Source organism: Roseovarius sp. MS2 (genome assembly GCF_051447875.1).
GTDB classification, from domain to species: Bacteria; Pseudomonadota; Alphaproteobacteria; order Rhodobacterales; family Rhodobacteraceae; genus Roseovarius; species Roseovarius mucosus_A.
Genome location: NZ_JBKHVF010000001.1, coordinates 1,278,122 through 1,294,956 on the forward strand (window position 1 = coordinate 1,278,122; position 16,835 = coordinate 1,294,956).

At 56.4% G+C, this 16,835-nt stretch carries 13 protein-coding genes and 1 tRNA gene; 9 read left to right on the plus strand and 5 right to left on the minus strand.

Annotated elements, in window-relative coordinates; translation table 11 throughout:
• Positions 1–4: 4 nt before the first annotated feature.
• The 4 genes from ACLGGT_RS06345 to ACLGGT_RS06360 all read right to left on the minus strand — a co-directional run bounded on the left by ACLGGT_RS06345 (position 5) and on the right by ACLGGT_RS06360 (position 4,703).
• Positions 5–1,297: a TRAP transporter large permease gene (locus tag ACLGGT_RS06345; protein WP_375554555.1), complete on the minus strand. Its 1,293-nt coding sequence runs from the start codon at positions 1,295–1,297 to the stop codon at positions 5–7.
• A gap of 10 nt (positions 1,298–1,307) precedes the next feature.
• Complete coding sequence (locus ACLGGT_RS06350) at positions 1,308–1,820, minus strand: TRAP transporter small permease (RefSeq protein WP_081507288.1); 513 nt, start codon at positions 1,818–1,820, stop codon at positions 1,308–1,310.
• A gap of 129 nt (positions 1,821–1,949) precedes the next feature.
• A complete protein-coding gene (locus ACLGGT_RS06355; RefSeq protein WP_237183430.1) occupies positions 1,950–2,951 on the minus strand; it encodes a TRAP transporter substrate-binding protein in 1,002 nt (333 codons plus the stop codon).
• Positions 2,952–3,116: 165 nt separating this feature from the next.
• The gene (locus ACLGGT_RS06360; protein ID WP_437195351.1) at positions 3,117–4,703 is read right to left on the minus strand and encodes a gamma-glutamyltransferase family protein; all 1,587 of its coding nucleotides are present in this window, start codon (positions 4,701–4,703) and stop codon (positions 3,117–3,119) included.
• 129 nt (positions 4,704–4,832) lie between these two features.
• Here ACLGGT_RS06360 and ACLGGT_RS06365 point away from each other — a divergent pair, with 129 nt between their 5' ends.
• From ACLGGT_RS06365 to ACLGGT_RS06395, 7 genes are all read left to right on the plus strand, one after another.
• The gene (locus tag ACLGGT_RS06365; RefSeq protein WP_037298635.1) at positions 4,833–5,507 is read left to right on the plus strand and encodes a TetR/AcrR family transcriptional regulator; all 675 of its coding nucleotides are present in this window, start codon (positions 4,833–4,835) and stop codon (positions 5,505–5,507) included.
• Between the two features lie 394 nt (positions 5,508–5,901).
• Positions 5,902–6,171: an AtzH-like domain-containing protein gene (locus tag ACLGGT_RS06370; protein WP_437195353.1), complete on the plus strand. Its 270-nt coding sequence runs from the start codon at positions 5,902–5,904 to the stop codon at positions 6,169–6,171.
• Positions 6,172–6,251: 80 nt separating this feature from the next.
• Positions 6,252–7,436, plus strand: coding sequence for an ABC transporter substrate-binding protein (locus ACLGGT_RS06375; protein WP_008282686.1), 1,185 nt, complete (start codon positions 6,252–6,254; stop codon positions 7,434–7,436).
• Positions 7,437–7,498: 62 nt separating this feature from the next.
• Positions 7,499–8,368 carry a branched-chain amino acid ABC transporter permease gene (locus ACLGGT_RS06380; protein WP_437195355.1) on the plus strand — a complete coding sequence of 290 codons (870 nt, stop codon included), beginning with the start codon at positions 7,499–7,501 and terminating at the stop codon, positions 8,366–8,368.
• A gap of 3 nt (positions 8,369–8,371) precedes the next feature.
• Positions 8,372–10,912 carry a branched-chain amino acid ABC transporter ATP-binding protein/permease gene (locus tag ACLGGT_RS06385; RefSeq protein WP_437195356.1) on the plus strand — a complete coding sequence of 847 codons (2,541 nt, stop codon included), beginning with the start codon at positions 8,372–8,374 and terminating at the stop codon, positions 10,910–10,912.
• A gap of 16 nt (positions 10,913–10,928) precedes the next feature.
• Positions 10,929–12,161, plus strand: coding sequence for an amidohydrolase family protein (locus ACLGGT_RS06390; RefSeq protein WP_437195357.1), 1,233 nt, complete (start codon positions 10,929–10,931; stop codon positions 12,159–12,161).
• 181 nt (positions 12,162–12,342) lie between these two features.
• The gene (locus ACLGGT_RS06395; protein WP_081507282.1) at positions 12,343–12,759 is read left to right on the plus strand and encodes a nuclear transport factor 2 family protein; all 417 of its coding nucleotides are present in this window, start codon (positions 12,343–12,345) and stop codon (positions 12,757–12,759) included.
• 80 nt (positions 12,760–12,839) lie between these two features.
• Here the strand turns inward: ACLGGT_RS06395 and ACLGGT_RS06400 are convergent.
• A tRNA-Thr gene (locus tag ACLGGT_RS06400) sits at positions 12,840–12,915 on the minus strand.
• A 661-nt stretch (positions 12,916–13,576) separates the two neighbouring features.
• Between ACLGGT_RS06400 and ACLGGT_RS06405 the strand changes: the two genes are divergently transcribed.
• Positions 13,577–15,142, plus strand: a complete 1,566-nt coding sequence (locus ACLGGT_RS06405; RefSeq protein ID WP_437195358.1) for a radical SAM protein — start codon at positions 13,577–13,579, stop codon at positions 15,140–15,142.
• A 1-nt stretch (position 15,143) separates the two neighbouring features.
• A complete protein-coding gene (locus ACLGGT_RS06410; RefSeq protein WP_437195359.1) occupies positions 15,144–16,835 on the plus strand; it encodes an AMP-binding protein in 1,692 nt (563 codons plus the stop codon).

Here is a 16,835-nt window from a genome sequence, read left to right on the forward strand (position 1 = left end):
CTCCTTAGAAGGTTGTTGAGATATTCGGGTAGAATTGCGCAGGCAGCCAGAGCGACGTGATCGGTACATAGGTGATCACGAACAGGGCGATCAATCCGACCAGAATGAAAGGCAACGCGCCCTTTATGGCTTCGTTGAAACTCACGCCAAGCGCCCCCGAAACAAAGAGGTTCAGCCCAAAGGGCGGCGTGAACATGCCGATTGCCGCGTTGACCGCAAGAACGATGCCCAGATGAATGGGATCAATACCCGCCGCTACGGCCACGGGTACGATGAACGGCACAAGGATGATGATGATCGAATTCGGATCAAGGACCATGCCAGCCAAAAGAATGAGGCAGTTGATCGTCAATAGAACGTAAATCGGGTTATTGCCGATACCCGCCAGCAAGCCTGTCAGTCCGCTGGCGACGCCCGAGGTCGTCAGATACCAAGCAAAGGCTGAGGCCGCAGCGATAATGATCATGACTTGCGCCGTCGTGATGGCACTGTCGACTGCTGAATCAAGAATGTCGGACAGGGTCATTTCGCGGTAGATCAAGGCCGAAACCAAGACGGCATAGATCACCGCGACTGCCGCCGCTTCTGTCGGGGTGAATATGCCCCCATAGATGCCCCCGAGAATGATGAACGGCGTGGCAAGGCCCCAGAAACATCCACGCGCCGCAGTGAGTATCTCGGTCGTGTCCCAGCGCGCCTCGCGGGCCATGCCAGTGGCCCTTGCGTACAAAACGCAAACTCCGATGAACGCCACACCATAGACCAATCCTGCGCCTACGCCCGCCAGAAACAGTGCCCCGATCGACACACCCGTGACCGCGCCATAGACGATCATGAAAATCGACGGCGGGATAATGATGCCCATGGATCCGGAGCTCATCAGCAGGCCGATGGAAAACCAGCGTTTGTATCCTTCCTTTTCCATGGCAGGCAGCATGATTTTGCCCACCGCGATCACGGTTGCGGGGCTAGAGCCCGAGATCGCGGAAAAGAACATCGAACTTGTAACAGTTGTGATCCCCAATCCGCCCAGCAACGGGCGCACCAAGGCATTTGCCAATCTTATCAGACGCTTGGAAATTCCACCCTGGGCCATGATATTGCCCGCAAAGATGAAAAACGGGATCGCCATCAGCGGAAACTTGTCAATGCCAGAAAACAATCGCTGAATGATGAGCACAGGCGGAGTCGAAGTCGTGGTTTCCAGTGCCACCATCACAGGCAACAGCAACACGACAAAGACGGGAACACCCACAAGAAGCAGAGCAACGAGGGATCCAAAGAAAATGGCGTGCATCTACGTATCCTTAGGCTGTACTTTGAGCAGCCGTCAGACGGCGCGCATCTTTTGACAGTAACAAGGCGTTCTGGACAAACCGCACCGACATGAGCGTGCACCCCGTCGGAATGGCGAGGTAGACAACCCACATGGGCCATTCGAGCGACGCGGATGTTTGGCCAAACTGTTTCATCTGGCTGACAAGCGTCCAGCCATACCAGGCCAGCATCGCCGTGGTGCCAGCGGCAATCAGGGCAGCGATCTGTGCCAAACGATGCGCCATGCCGGGCGGCAAGATAGCCCCCAGCACATCAATCGAGATATGCGCCCCAGAGCGGGCCCCAATCGCCCCGCCGATAAACACAAGCCAGACGATGGAATAACGGGTCAACTCAGCCGCCCAAGCGAGCGCGACACCAAAGAACGCACGCAATGCAACGTCTGCGACCAAGATTATAACGGCAACCAGCAACAGAAGTGCGACTGAAGTACGTTCCAGAAATGTCAGCGTGGCGTCGATCCGTGTCAGCCATTTCAGCATCGGCAAAGTCCTTGTTGACGGGGCAAAAAGCCAGGGCTCAGCCCAAGCACGTGGATCGGCCCGCAAAGCCCAGCGTGCCGAGGGCCGATCCCAAGGCCCCGTCATACCGACAGGGCCCTTTGTATCAGATCACTTGGAGAAGGAGTTGATCTCGGCATAAGCCGCCTCGAGTAGATCACTGCCGATGCGGTCTGCGAATTTCTCGTGTACCGGCTGCATGGCCTCTGCGAAGAGGGCCAATTGTTCCGGTGTCATTTCGACCACTTCGGTGGTGCCCGCATCAATGATTTCCTGAAGCAGGCGCCCATTGTCCTCTGCCGAAACCTGGCGTTGGTAATCGCCGGCCTCGCGCGCGGCCGTCATCAGTATGTCTTGCATTTCGGGGGCCTGCGCATCGAACCACACCTTGGAAAAGATAAACGCGGTCCCGATATAGCCGTGGTTCGACAACATCATGTAGTCCTGCACTTCGTAGAACTTCATCGAGTTGATTGATACGATCGGATTCTCTTGGCACTCTACCACGCCCTGCTGAAGCGCCGTGTAGGTTTCGGAAAAGGCCACGGGTATGGCCGTTGCACCCAAGGCTTCAAACTGAGCAATCAGAAGCGGGCTTTCCATCACGCGGACGTTGCGCCCAACATAGTCTTCGGGTTTGCTGACGAGATGGTTGCAGGTCAGCTGTTTAAATCCCGATTCCCAGAATTTTGCGCCCACGAAACCCGACTCTTCAAGCGATTTGAGCATCGCGCCGCCAACCTCTTCTGAATCGAGCAGCGCATAGGTCGCCTCGACTGACGGAAAGAGGAAAGGCAGGTCGATCAACTGCAATGACGGGCTAAAGTTCGCAAGCTTGGCAGTGGGAATGGGCGCAGCTTGTACCGCACCAAATTGCATTTGCTGCGCAACCTCAACATCGTCGCCAAGGGCGTTGTTGGCGTAGATTTCAACCTCATAGGCCCCGTTCGATGCGGCCTCTACAAGCTCTTTGAATTTTACAGCACCTTTGTGCTGTGCCGAGGTGTCTGGCAGGTCATGGTGAAACTTGATGACCTCTGCGAGAGCGACAGTCGATGTCATACTCAGCACAAGTGCAGTAAGGCAACCAATTGTAATCTTTCTCTTATTCATTTCGTTCTCCTGTAGGACAAGTTTCTGTCTGACGCGCGAATCTGTGAGCGACACTTGGTAAGGGCACAATTACTTTGCAATTCTGGTGTCCTTTTGGCTGCGGGCTAAAAGACTATTGCCCCGGAAAACGGCACGGTGATTGCTTTTTGGGCACTCGCTGAACCTCTAGAACGCAAGGGCCGCACCATCAGCGCGCGGATCGCTCGCGGCCTCCATCAGCCCTGTGCAATGCTGCACCACGGCCCCTGCGTGCCCAGCAAGATCGGACCATGGGGCAATCATCTCGATTTCATGACCGACCGCACGCAGACCCGCGACAAGAGAGGGATCAAAGCGGTCCTCAAGTTTGAGCGTTGTGGTTGTTTCCCCCCAGGTCTTGCCCAAGAGCCAGCGCGGCGCGCTGACCGCCTGCTGTAGGTCTTGACCGAAAACTGCGTAGCGCGTGAAGACTGCCGCTTGCGTCTGTGGCTGCCCTTCGCCCCCCATCGTGCCATAGGCCATGATGCGGCCATCGTTCAGCGCGGCAAGTGCAGGATTGAGGGTGTGAAACGGGCGCGCGCGAGGGCGCAATTGATTTGGACCAGCGTCCAACGAGAAACCCGCGCCTCGGTTCTGAAAGAAAACACCCGTATCGGTGCAAGTCAGCCCAGAGCCAAATTCCCAGAACACGGATTGAATGAAGCTGACAATCGTTCCCTCTGAATCGGCCGCCCCCATCCAGATTGTATCGCCCGGCTTTGCCGGGTGCGGCCAAGGCAAGGCCCGCGCAGGATCAATTCGGCCCGCAAGGTCGGCTATATGATCCGGGTGCAGCCAGTCTTGGGCTGGGCGCTCCATAAAGTCAGGGTCGCCAAGCTCTGCATTGCGCTGAATGAAGGCCTGCTTTGTGGCCTCGACCAATCCATGCAGATGTTCAAGACCGTCTGCCTTGGTCACGCCAAGCCGGTCAAATATCGCAAGGATCATCAACGATGAAATCCCCTGCGTGGGTGGCGTCATATTCCAGAGTTGCCCCGCGCCAATCTGCGTTGTGAGCGGTGTCACCAGCTCTGCCGAGAAGGCGTTGAAATCCTCCAGTCGCAGCGGGCTACCTTTCGCGTCGAGAAAGGCGGCATGGGTCTGTGCAATCTCGCCACGGTAATAGTCGTCCAGCCCGGTCTCTGCCAAGCGGGCGAGCGTATCCCCGAGAGCTGACTGTCGCAGTCTGTGCCCCGGCGCAGGCGGCCTGCCCCCGACCAGATAGGTTTCGGCAAAGCCCGGCACATCCCTGAGCCCATCCAGCTTTTCCAACGTCGTACGAGATTGATTGCCGGTGACTGCGATTCCGTCACGAGCCTGCGAAATCGCGGCACCAAGCAGATCCTTTAGCGGCATCCGGCGTCGGTCCGGCACCAGTGCCAGCGCCTTGGCCCAGCCATCAATCGTGCCCGGCACTGTCAGAGCGGCCAAGGCACCCCGCGCAGGGATTGCACCTGTTACGCCCTGCGCGGCATACCAGCCGGGCGTAGCCAAAGAGGCGGCCCGACCGCAGGCCGATATTCCGACAGGCGCCATTCCCGGCCGATGAATGAGCCAGAACCCGTCACCTCCGATGCCGTTCATATGGGGGTATGTGACCGCAATGCTTGCAGCCGCGGCAACCATTGCCTCAATCGCAGTGCCGCCTGCATTCAGCACATCCCGCCCCGCCAAGGCTGCCGCTCGGTGGGGGGCACTGAATGCGCCGTTAAATCCCAATGCTGTGCTTAGCAATCTCTTCACCTCTAAGTGAGCACTTGGAAATATGAGGCATGGGTTAAAATAGTAAGTCAACTATTACTTATAGTTCCCTGCAAACAAAATCTGTTTATGATGGGCTGGGCCAATCACCGAGGAACGCTCATGAGCAATAGAATTTCAGCAGTCCCAGAGGTCGCGCCCAGAAGTGAAGGTCGAAGCGCATCGCAAACCAAAGAGAAGATATTGCTCGCAGCGATCGAAGAGTTCTGCGAGCACGGATATGCTGGCGCGAGCACAACGAATATTGTCCGTGCAGCCGGCTGCAATATCCGGATGCTGTACCATTATTTCGAAAGCAAAGATGGCCTCTACCTTGCCGCTCTGACACGCGTCTACCAACATCTGCGCAGCAGCGAAGCCTCTGCGAATTTCTGGAATCTGCCCCCGAAACAAGCAATCATCGCCCTGACGCATTTCACCTTTGACTACATGCTAAGAAACCAGAGTTTCCCGCGCATGATCATCAATGAGAACCTCAACAAGGGGCGCGCAGCGGTCAATATTGCCGACTCGATCAGAACAGCATCAGCACCCTTCATAGCCAAGATAGATAAGCTGATTTCGCAAGGTCATGCATCGGGCGAGTTTCCGTATCGGCCAGATGCGCTGAATCTCTACCTCACAATTCTGGGCCTCAGTTTCATTCACATCACCAACAGATTCACTCTCACGGCAACCTTTGGCGTGGATATGTCATCACCGGAATTTTTAGCAGAGCGAAAAAGGCACGTGACACAAGCAGTACTCGCTTTGCTTTCAAGTGATATCAGCACTTGAACCCTGCGCCCCGTTTCGTTGTCGGCAGAGCGTCTCTGCAGTTTGTGGAGTGGTAGCGTATTGAGCAAAGGCCATGCAGCCCAAAATCACCCGCACGGCGACGGTGTCTCTCTAAGGTTTTTTCAAAGAAGATCGCCTAATCTCGGCCAAAGCCGCATGTGATTAAACTCTGAAGGTCGAATTCCACCCCAATCGCCGCCCCCAAAATCGAGCAATATTTAGGCACTTGCATAGTAAGTAAGCAATTACTCACCACCCCTTGCGGAATTGCCAGAGCTGAACCTGCAAACAAGTTGCAACGACGCGCCTTTTGCGTGGACCTCAAAACAGACGCGCGCTCGGACCTGTCTAGAGCACGCGCGTTCTGACGTTTCGTCCGGGGGCTCAATAAGGCATGAAAGTTAACATCACAGAGACTGGTGAAGAGGTAACAACGTCTTTTGATGACGATGCGGCAGCTCTCATGGGCAGTGATGGCAGCGCATTGGACAGGCTCTTTTGGACGAGCACTCAGATCATCCGGTTCAGTGCCGCCCAGAAACTTCTCGGCGGCGCGCACATCGCTGAATTCACCAGAGCTTCTACCCATAGGATCGGTCGCCAAAGTCATCCTTGGGCGCACCCGCCGGATCGGCGCAACATCGTCGCGTCCCTGTGTCCGTGATGGATGACTGAGCGCGCGACGATCCGCGCGCATCAATGGCGACTGACCTAACCCTTCAACCAGACCCGAAAGGAAACCACATGAAGACCATTCTGAACCAAAAGTTCACGCGCCGCTCCTTTGCCGGGCTTGCGCTCGCCACGGTCACAGCGTTTGCTACACCCGGCCTGGCGCAGGATACCATCAAGATCGGGCTGATCGCCTCTCTCTCCGGCCCCTCTGCCAAGTCCGGCGAAGCAATCACCCGAGGTATGGCGCTGGCGATTGATGAGATCAACGCAGCCGGCGGGCTGTTGGGCAAACAGGTCGAGATGATCCGCCGCGATGACGAGGACAACCCCGGCAAAGGTCTGACCGCAGCGCGCGAACTGGTCCAGCGCGAAGGGGTCGTGGTGTTGTTTGGCGGCCTGCAAACGCCTGTCTCACTCGCCTTGGTGCCTTACATGAACCAAGCCAAAGTTCCGTTCATGGGGCCATGGGCCGCTGGCACCCCAATCACCCAAAACGGTGCCGAAGAGAACTATGTCTTCCGGGTGTCTGCCGTGGATGAAATGGTGGACGTCGCTCTCGTCGAACGCGCAGTGACAGTTCATGGGTCAAAAAACCCCGGCATGATGCTGATCAACAACCCTTGGGGCGAGTCAAACGAGAAAGGATTGACCGCCGCCCTTGAGGCAAAGGGAATGCCCACAGCCGGGATTGAGCGGGTTGAAGCAAACGATATCGACGTCGTTCCACAGTTGACCCGACTAAAAGAGGCCGGTGCCGATGCGATCTTTATGGTCGCCAATGTGGGCCCGTCTGCGCAGGTCATGAAATCACTGGAGCGCATGGGCTGGGACGTTCCGGTCATATCCCATTGGGGACCAGCCGGAGGCCGCTTCTCTGAACTGGCCGGGCCGCGTGCCAAAGACGTGGAAATGATCCAAACCTTCACCTTCTCAGGCAACGACTCGCCCAAAGCTGCGGCAACTCTGGACGCGCTAATGGCCAAGTTTCCCGAAATCAAAGGTCCGGCGGATGTCACCCCGGCAGTGGGCATCGCGAATGCCTATGACGCGATGCATCTTACGGCTCTTGCCATTCAGAACGCAGGTTCAACGGACGGTCCGGCAATTCGCCAAGGGTTCTATGACATCGACAGCTATGACGGGTTGATCAAAACCTATTCCACCCCCTTCACGCCAGAGCAGCACGACGCGCTGGGAGCAGAAGACTACGTGTTCACGCGATTTATTGACGGCGAGATCATCCCCATCAAGTAGCGCCCCCGAAACAAAACGTCGGAAGGCCAAAGGGCCTTCCGTATCACTTGCGGGAGAGGATCATGATCGCGTCCACACTCATTACCGGACTGGCGCTTGGCTCGATGTACGGGCTGATGGCTCTGGGCTTTCACATTACCTATGCGGTGTCAAAAACAGTCAACTTCAGTCAGGGTTCATCCATGATGTTCGGCGCTGTCATGGGGTATACTTTCATGGTGACGCTGGGTTGGCCGTTCTGGATTGGAATTCCGGCGGCTTTGGCCTGTTGTGCGATACTGGGTCTCGCGGTGGAACGCTTCTTGGTTCGCCCTTTCGCCGCGCGCGGCTCTGACGCTTGGCTCATGGCGACGGTTGCAGGCGGGATTGTCCTTGATAACATCATTCTGTTCACCTTCGGCAAAGAACCCCGCAGCCTGCCGTCACCGTTTGTTGAAAATGCGATCGATATCTTTGGCGCTGGCGCCTATCCGTTGCAGCTGATCATTCCGGTCGTCGGTCTTGCGATTGCAATGGCCTTGACGATTGTGACGACCAAAACCCGACTTGGCAAAGCCATGCTGGCCTCTGTGCAACGACCAGAGGCGGCACGTCTGACAGGCGTGAATACACAAGCGGTTATCGCAGCATCCTTTGCAATTTCGGCAATTTTTGCCGGTGTCGCGGGATTGCTGATCGCTCCGCTTTTCAACGTGTCGGCCGGCATGGGTGTCGTCTTTGGTATCAAGGCGTTTGCGGCTGCTATTCTCGGCGGGATCAGCAGCGCTTGGGGCGTCATGATTGCTGGCGTGCTTTATGGCTGCGTCGAGGCCCTGACCACCGCTTACATTGGTTCGAGCTATACGCAGATCGTCTCATTCAGTGTTGTCATACTGGTGCTGGTGACGGTGCCGAACGGCCTGTTTGGTCGCGCAGAACTCAAGAAAGTCTGATCCATGGCTGAACAAGAATACGTATCCGCACGGCTGCGCTTGACCCGGCTTTTGGCCCATCCGGGCACGTCAATCTTGGGAATAGTGGCTCTGACCGCCATCACGATCATGCTGGCACTCAATGCCAATGGTTACCTTGTCTTCATCCTCGCCCTTTTTGCGCTGAATGTCGTCGTTGGTGTCGGTCTCAATATTCTGTTGGGGCTTTCCGGACAGATTTCCTTTGGTCATGTCGGGTTCTTCGCGATCGGTGCCTACACGACGGCGATCATGGTGATCGCAGGCTTTGATTATTGGCTGGCTTTCATCGTGTCTGGCATCATAAGCAGCTTTGCGGGCATGTTGCTGGCGATGCCAGCCCTGCGGGTCGCGGGCCCCTATCTTGCGATGATGACAATCGCCTTCGCCTTTATCGTCGAACATGCTGCGATCGAATTACGGGATCTTACCGGTGGGCATAATGGCCTGATGGGCTTCCGGTCGCCTGAATTTGCTGGGCGCATATTCTTTGAAACCGAGGTGGCGATTGCTGCGGTGCTCCTTGCCGGAGTGTCCCTGCTGTTGTTTCTACAACTGTCACGGGGCCGGTGGGGTATGGCAATGCGCGCAGTGGCCTCCAGCGACGTGGCGGCGCAGTCCATCGGTCTTAACCCCTTTGCGATCAAGACCACGGCCTTTGTTCTTTCTGCACTTTTGGCCGGGCTCGCAGGGGCGCTTTTTACACCGCTACAACTCTTCATCAGCCCAGGTTCCTTCCCTTTCTTCCAGTCAATTCTGTTTCTTCTGGCTGTGATTGTCGGCGGAACCGGGCGTCTTTTGGGGCCAGTCATAGGCAGCCTGATCGTGGTTCTGTTGCCCGAGGTCTTATCAGGCCTCGCGGAATACCGGTTGCTCATCTTTGGCGGTATCATGATGGGCGTGCTTCTGCTGGCACCAAAAGGGATCATCGGTGGGCTGATGGGATACCTAAGCGCCGAAGATCCAACCACAGCAAAGGCATCCGGCAAAGCCCTTGGTGACTTTCTCTCAGGCCTGAACGAAAACACCGGCGGATTAAAGGTCACTGACCTCGGGATCAAGTTTGGTGGGGTTCAGGCGGCAAAGGATGTGTCATTCACCGCCCCCTCAGGGCGCATAACCAGTGTGATCGGGCCAAATGGCGCGGGCAAGACAACCGTGCTGAACATGATCAGCGGGTTTTACAAACCTGACAGCGGCCGCATCGAAATGTCAGAGGATATCGCAGGCCGCCCGGCTTGGCGCACAGCGCGCGCTGGCATTGCACGCACCTACCAGACCACACAGCTTTTTGAAGACTTGAGTGTGCGTGAGAATATCCTGATCGCCCTTGGCACCGGGCACCTTGGCTGGTTGCTGGGACGCCCGCCTCGCGATGCTCAGATCGCCCTCGCCGACGACCTACTTGCCTTTGTGGGATACAAAGGCCCCGTGGCGCGCCGATCCGGCGATTTGCCCCATGTTGACAAGCGTCTGGTGGAAATCGCCCGCGCATTGGCCACGAAACCTTCTGTTCTTCTTTTGGACGAGCCTGCGGCTGGCTTGATGCATAGCGACAAAGAGGCACTAAGCCTGCTGATCCGCAAGATTGCAGAGGCTGGCGTTGCCGTTGTTCTGGTCGAACATGATATGTCGATGATCATGCGCATTTCAGACGAGATTATCGTTCTGGATGCCGGTGTTCCGATCAAAACCGGAGCGCCGAGTGATGTTCAAAATGATCCCGCCGTGCGCCGGGCGTATCTTGGCGACAGCGCCTATCAAGGCCGCGAACGCAGCAAACCTTGGATACGTGGCGGCAAAAAGGACGTGCTCAGCACACGCAGTTTGACCGCGGGATATGGGGCCGCCGCAGCGCTCGACTCTTTGGACATGGATGTTCAGCCCGGCGAGATGGTCGCCGTGTTGGGGGCAAACGGTGCCGGAAAATCAACGATGATGCGATCCCTTGCAGGGCTGCACAGGCCTGTCTCGGGGGCGATCCTGCTTGATATGGTGCCCATTGAAGAGCGGCCAGCCCACCAGATCGCACGCGCGGGCTTGTCGCTTGTTCCGGAAGGACGGCAGGTCTTTCCACTGATGAGCGTACGCGACAATATTCTGATGGGCGCTTATAACCGGACCGATCTTGACGCCGAGGCAGAGATCGACAGACTGCTTCAGCGCTTTCCGCGGCTGTGCGATCGGATCGACGCGCCCGCTGGCGTTCTCTCGGGTGGGGAACAGCAGATGCTCGCGATTGCCCGCGGCCTGATCGCAAACCCACGCATTCTTTTGCTGGACGAGCCATCGCTGGGTTTGGCGCCGTCTATCATAGCAGAGCTCTACGATGTGCTCGCCGATCTGCGTGACGAAGGGGTCACTGTCTTGCTTGTGGACCAAATGGCAACGCTGGCGCTGGCCATTGCCGACCGCGCCTATGTGTTGGAAAGCGGACAAGTCGTGAAATCGGGGACATCGGTGGATTTGCAAAAGGATGCATCAATCGAACAAGCCTACCTCGGTGCCGAGGTGGCTGCGCAATGAGAAGAAAGGGAGCCTCATGGATCTGACATTTCATAACATCACCCTGCCCTCAGAGCCAGGTCAGGCGTTTGATCTGGGTGTGCACGGTGGCAAGATTGTCGAGATGAAAGCGGCGGGCACGCTGGAGCAAGGCGACAAAGCCCTCCACCTGAACGGTCGGATCGTTCTCCCCGGCTTTGTCGAGACGCATATCCATCTCGACAAATCATGCATTCTTGACCGGTGTCAGATGAAAGGCGGCCTGCAGGAAGCCATAGCCGAGGTCGTTGGCCTGAAAGCCGCTTTTACCGAAGAAGATGTTGCTTTCCGCGCGGCCAAGACGCTGCGAAAATGTGTGCTCAAGGGCACCACGCAGATGCGCACCCATGTCGAGGTCGATCCTGTCGTTGGTCTGCGGGGATTTGAGGGCGTGAAACATACAATCGCGGAATTCGCATGGGCCATTGATGTGGAAATCTGCGTTTTTCCACAGGATGGGCTGCTCAATAACCCCGGCACGGATGAATTGATGGTCGCAGCCCTAAAGGACGGTGCAGGCTCGGTAGGGGCAGCACCCTACACAGACACGAACCCACATGGCCAGATTGACCGCGTTTTCGAGATGGCACGCGACTTCGACGTAGACATCGACATGCATCTCGATTTCGGCTCCGATGCCACGTCCCTCGACGTGGACTACGTCTGCCGAAAGGCGGATGAATATGGCTGGGGCGGCAGGGTTGCGGTGGGCCATGTCACCAAATTCGCAAATATGTCTGCCCATCGGCTTACCGCGCTTTCACGGCGCCTTGCGGATGCAGGTGTCGCCGTCACGGTTCTTCCGTCCACCGATCTTTTCCTGATGCATCGCGACCACACAGAAAATCTGAGCGTGCCGCGTGGCGTAACGCCAATACATCTGATGGCCGCCGAAGGGGTAAATTGCTCTTTGTCCACAAACAATGTGCTCAACCCATTCACTCCGTTTGGCGATTGCTCCCTGATCCGAATGGCCAATCTCTACGCCAATATCGCACAGATCGGACGACGCGAAGATATGGCCGGATGCCTTGATATGGTGTCCTCTCGCTCCGCCAAACTTCTGAACCTGAAAGACTACGGGATCCAGAAAGGCGCACCCGCAGATCTGGTCATAATTGATGCCCGGGATGCGACAATGGCCGTGGCCGAGCTTGCTCAGCCAATGTACGGGTTCAAACGCGGCAAGCCCGTGTTTACCCATGCATTGCCTGAATTGCACAGCCATTAAGCGTTGAGGATGGAGGATCGCCCAAGCGCCTTTAGAGACAGGCCCAGATTGGGCGGACAGGCGAACGGCCCTCTCAATCGGCTGATATTTGGCGCAAAAGACCTCTGTCAGATCAAAGGCTGCGTCGCCCCCTGATCGCGCCCTCACAAATTACCGAACCAAGCCCACCTGGAGATACCCCATGTCAAACCCCGTTACCGCCGCCAAAGAAATCGTTGAGGCCTACCTAGAACGCTCCATGGTGCCAGACCCTATCGGGGCCGCCGCCTATGTCGCTGATGATTTCGAGGTCATCTTTACCGGCGGGCGTCAGTTTACCGGCCCGGCGGATACAACTGCGTTTAACGCCAAACGCTACAAATGGGTGAAAAAGCGCTTTTTGCGAACAGATGCCGCCTACGACGCCGAAACAGGGTCCGTATACGTCTACAACACTGGGTTTCTATACGGCGAATGGCCGGATGGCACGCCGTTCGAAACCAACCGTTACATGGATATGTTCGTGGTGCGGGATGGCAAAATAACGTCAACGAATGTTTGGAACGACAGTGCGGAAATTCTGTTGCACCGCGCCGGCCTGGCCGAAGCCCCGCTTTGATCCCGAGAACCCGAACTGGACCCGAAGAGGCAACTATCAGCCGATTTTTGGTTAGAATTTAGCGCATTGCCCGAGAGAACTGGTGCCCCATGACGGACTCGAACCGCCGACCTTGTCCTTACGAAGGACCTGCTCTACCAGCTGAGCTAATGGGGCTTTGCGGGCGCTACTATGGCCCTACTGGTTCTTCTCATTTGCCTTGAACCCTATGGTTTTGCAAGTCATTCGCGAGCGGACCCGCAAATTTCGAACGACATGCTCCACCCACAAATCAATCGAGGCAACGCGAAGCGGCGTTTAAACGACTGAACTGCGGCGCGCAAGGTGGAATCAGTGCAGGGGTGGCCCCTGCTGTTTTAGCGCGCCATGCCCGCTTGAGGGATGACATTTGTCGCCAAGACCGCTACGCTGGGTCATCCGCAGATGAGAGATGCTGTGGGGACTGCGATCACAAGTCGACCTTGAAGATCGTGAAAAACCAAGCCCCACGCGTCAAGATGTACAGTCGCTTGAGTTGACCACTGAGTATGGAGCTTAAACCGATCTTCCGGAGGATGTTACTACCTCTCATGGATGGGTTGGTGGGATTGTGGCAGCTATATATGCTGAGCGTGCGCGACCATCGTCGCACTATAGCTTTGCTAGTTATCTTGTAAGTACCCGTAATTTCTTAGGTTCTGGTTGGTGCTGATCGTCCGATTAAAGCCACGATACCTCGTGGCCACATGTCGCTGAAGCATCCCACAAACCCAAGGCTACGAGCCCTGCCGTTAGGGTCAACAACGACATCGAGCCCTGTCGGGCGACACGCCACCGTTTGCTGGGTGGTCTGTTAAAATGGGGTTCTTCTGAAATGGACGTTTACCTTATTGCTCCAACACCGGAATTTGGACGCGACACGCTTATTTCCGACGCATCCCTCAATCTGGACGAGCGGTTCACACTTATGGCTGCTGCGGGCATTGTGACCGTCGCCGCGTTCTTTGACCCGGATGTAAATTTAACGCTGTGTGATGAACTGATTGAAGATGTGGATTTCACCAATCCCGCACAGATCGTTTGCATCAGCATGAATGTTTCCCAAGCAAGGCGCGGCATCGAAATCGCTCAGGAATTCAAGAAAATGGGGCGAACTGTCGTCATGGGGGGCGCACATGTTTCACTGGCCCCAGAGGTTTTCGAAGCCGACGCTGATTGCCTCGTGATCGGAGAGTTCGAAACTTCGGCAGAGGAATTCATGCGCGATCTGCGGAATGGCGCGCTCAAGCCGCGATATGTAGGTGGCAAGGCGGATATGGCGCTTTCTCCTTTGCCGCGCTGGGATCTTTATCGAAATGAGCGTGTCGTCACCGGAGTTATTCAAACCAGTCGCGGCTGCCCGTTTGAATGCCATTTTTGCGATGTGATCCAGTATCTGGGGCGAACCCAGCGACACAAACCGCCCGAAAAAGTCATCGAAGAATGCCAATTGCTCTATGACCACGGCTATAGAAACATCAGCCTTTCGGATGACAACTTTACGGTCTATCGCAAAAGAACGCGAGAGTTGCTGGAGGTGCTGGCAGCTTGGAATGGGCGTGACGGTCGGGAGCCTGTCCAATTCTCAACACAGGCATCCATAGATATCGCACGCGACCAGGGCATCATGGATTTGTGCAACGAAGCTGGCGTACGAGACATCTTCATTGGCATCGAAACCAACAGCGACGAGGCACTACAAGAGTCAAAAAAGCGTCAGAACCTGAAGCAGGATCTCGTCAAGCAAACCCAGACTGTGGTGGAATCCGGCATCGTGGTGTCCTCTGGGATGATGATCGGTTTTGACAGCGATGATCTTAGCTGCTTTGAACGCCAGTTCGAATTTGGCATGGCCCTTCCGGTTGTGACGATCAGGGTAACTGTTTTGGTCGCGCCGGTTGCAACACCTCTTTACGCAACAATGGAGGCCGAAGGACGTCTTGTTCAGAACGGCAATGAAATCAGCTTTGCTGGCACGGATTGCTGGACCAATATCATCCCCAAGAACATGACCCGCAAGCAATTGGCCGAGGGCGCAATCTGGCTTGTGGACGCGCTTTTTGAGCCAGACAATGTGATCAAGCGGTTCAAGCATGTCGCTAAACTTTTGAAGCCCGCGCCCGAACATTTGCGACGCCAGTCAAAGGCAAAGATTGCCGGTTCCGGTGTCATGCTGAAACTCATGCGATCTGGGGCCAAGGACCCCAACGCAAGACGCGTCATTGATGCAGTGAACGAAATGACACGTGCGCGCCCCGAAATCGCATGGGATCTCTCGCCAATCCTGGTCAAATATCTGAATACCTATTTCGCCATCAAGCGATCCTCCATGATACGCTCATCTCAGCTTGATCGCGTCTCCTGATATGGAACGTGCGACGCAGGGCGGCCGTCTTGCGAGACGGGAGTCCACCCATGGAACGACCGTCAGTCTGCGGCAGGATATTCTGGATGTTCTGACTGCGCGTGCAGATACGCGCCAGATCAGTGTGCTGGGGCGTGGGGATCGCGCAACCCACTACACCGGATCCCAGTTGCTGGAAGAAGCAGAAAACTGCTTGAAAGACTGGGCCACCTGTCTGGGGAACGGGCCGCAGGTGATGATCGCCGCGCTCCCTTTTGGCGAGGCGTTTTTATTCCCGCTGCTTGCGTCGCTGATCGGCGAAGGCTGTCTGGTGCCCATCGCGCCACCGCGACCATCAGATGCACCGGGCCGGATGCGCCATATTGTGGAAACCTGCGGCGCGACGGTGGTTTTATGTACAAGCGCCCATCAAGCGGCTGTTACTGCCCAGCTGTGTGATGATGAGGGCAATCAGATTTGTCCGGTCTATGTGGTGGACGGCCCGAATGTGCCGCTGGCAACGTTCAATAGCGCACCCAAGATAGTGGCTCCGATCATACAGCACACGTCTGGCTCAACCCGTTTTCCAAAGGCCGTTCCGATCACTGCTCAACAGATCCGCGCCAACTGCGCGATGATTCAACGGCTTTGGGGCGTGAACGCGGAAACTGTTACAGTCAACTGGCTGCCGCATTATCACGACATGGGGCTGATGGGGGGTATTCTCTACACCCTTCTCAGCGGCGGGCAGTCACTGCAGATGAGCCCGTTTGAAATGATCCGCAGCCCGCTCTCCTGGCTCAAGGCGATTTCAACCTATCGTGCAACCTTCAGTGGCGGGCCTGCGTTTGCGTTTCAGGAATGCCTGAATCGTGTTCCTGAAAGCGCCTGTGATACTCTTGACCTATCAAGCTGGAAACGCGCGTTTTGCGGCGCAGAACCCATCCCCGCAGACCTTTTGGGGCGCTTCTCGACCCGGTTCGCAAAGCAAGGACTTGATCCAAAAGCCGCCTTTGCCTGCTATGGCATGGCGGAATACACGCTCTTCATCGCCGGAGAGCCGGGTATCCCGGCAACCGAGGCCACGCTTTCCAACTCCACCGTCGCGCCTTGTCTGTTATCTGCGGAAACGCGCGCGAACATCCGGATTTGCGATCCAAATAGTGGCCATGTCCTGCCCGAGGGTGCGACAGGAGAGTTGTGGTTGCGCGGGGGATCCGCCGCTGCGGAATATATTGGCCAGACTAAGGACACATCGCAAACCTTCGTGCAAACGGCGGATGGCGAATCGTGGCTGCGCACGGGGGATCTCGGACGGGTCTCGGGGCAGTTTCTTCTTATCAGCGGGCGTCTGAAAGACATCATCATCACGAACGGCCAGAATGTCGCCGCAGCAGAGATTGAATGGTTGGCGGCAAAAGAGGATACCGCGCTTAATCCAATGGGGGCCGCCGTCTTTGTGCCGCCCGGTGCGCCAAATGGCCATGCAGCTTTGTTTATCGAGGTTCGGCAAGGCATGACGCCGCAGCGCGACCACCGTCAGCTTGTGTCGGCTATCCGCCGCTCGGTTACTGGCACGTACAGCATAAAACTTGATGATATTCGTATTCTGCCACGGGGCGAGCTACCTCGGACAAGCAGTGGAAAGATACGCCGTCAAGTTTTGGCAGACACCTATGTCGCCAGCCCCAACGATGTTCTCAGGCGGGAATAA

What these genes read in the sequence shown, in the direction of transcription:
- ACLGGT_RS06350 (WP_081507288.1), bottom strand. Translation starts at nt 1,820, where the DNA reads ATGCTGAAATGGCTGACACGGATCGACGCCACGCTGACATTTCTGGAA.
- ACLGGT_RS06355 (WP_237183430.1), bottom strand. Translation starts at nt 2,951, where the DNA reads ATGAATAAGAGAAAGATTACAATTGGTTGCCTTACTGCACTTGTGCTG.
- ACLGGT_RS06390 (WP_437195357.1), top strand. Translation starts at nt 10,929, where the DNA reads ATGGATCTGACATTTCATAACATCACCCTGCCCTCAGAGCCAGGTCAG.
- ACLGGT_RS06380 (WP_437195355.1), top strand. Translation starts at nt 7,499, where the DNA reads ATGATCGCGTCCACACTCATTACCGGACTGGCGCTTGGCTCGATGTAC.
- ACLGGT_RS06395 (WP_081507282.1), top strand. Translation starts at nt 12,343, where the DNA reads ATGTCAAACCCCGTTACCGCCGCCAAAGAAATCGTTGAGGCCTACCTA.
- ACLGGT_RS06370 (WP_437195353.1), top strand. Translation starts at nt 5,902, where the DNA reads ATGAAAGTTAACATCACAGAGACTGGTGAAGAGGTAACAACGTCTTTT.
- ACLGGT_RS06365 (WP_037298635.1), top strand. Translation starts at nt 4,833, where the DNA reads ATGAGCAATAGAATTTCAGCAGTCCCAGAGGTCGCGCCCAGAAGTGAA.
- ACLGGT_RS06385 (WP_437195356.1), top strand. Translation starts at nt 8,372, where the DNA reads ATGGCTGAACAAGAATACGTATCCGCACGGCTGCGCTTGACCCGGCTT.
- ACLGGT_RS06410 (WP_437195359.1), top strand. Translation starts at nt 15,144, where the DNA reads ATGGAACGTGCGACGCAGGGCGGCCGTCTTGCGAGACGGGAGTCCACC.
- ACLGGT_RS06375 (WP_008282686.1), top strand. Translation starts at nt 6,252, where the DNA reads ATGAAGACCATTCTGAACCAAAAGTTCACGCGCCGCTCCTTTGCCGGG.
- ACLGGT_RS06345 (WP_375554555.1), bottom strand. Translation starts at nt 1,297, where the DNA reads ATGCACGCCATTTTCTTTGGATCCCTCGTTGCTCTGCTTCTTGTGGGT.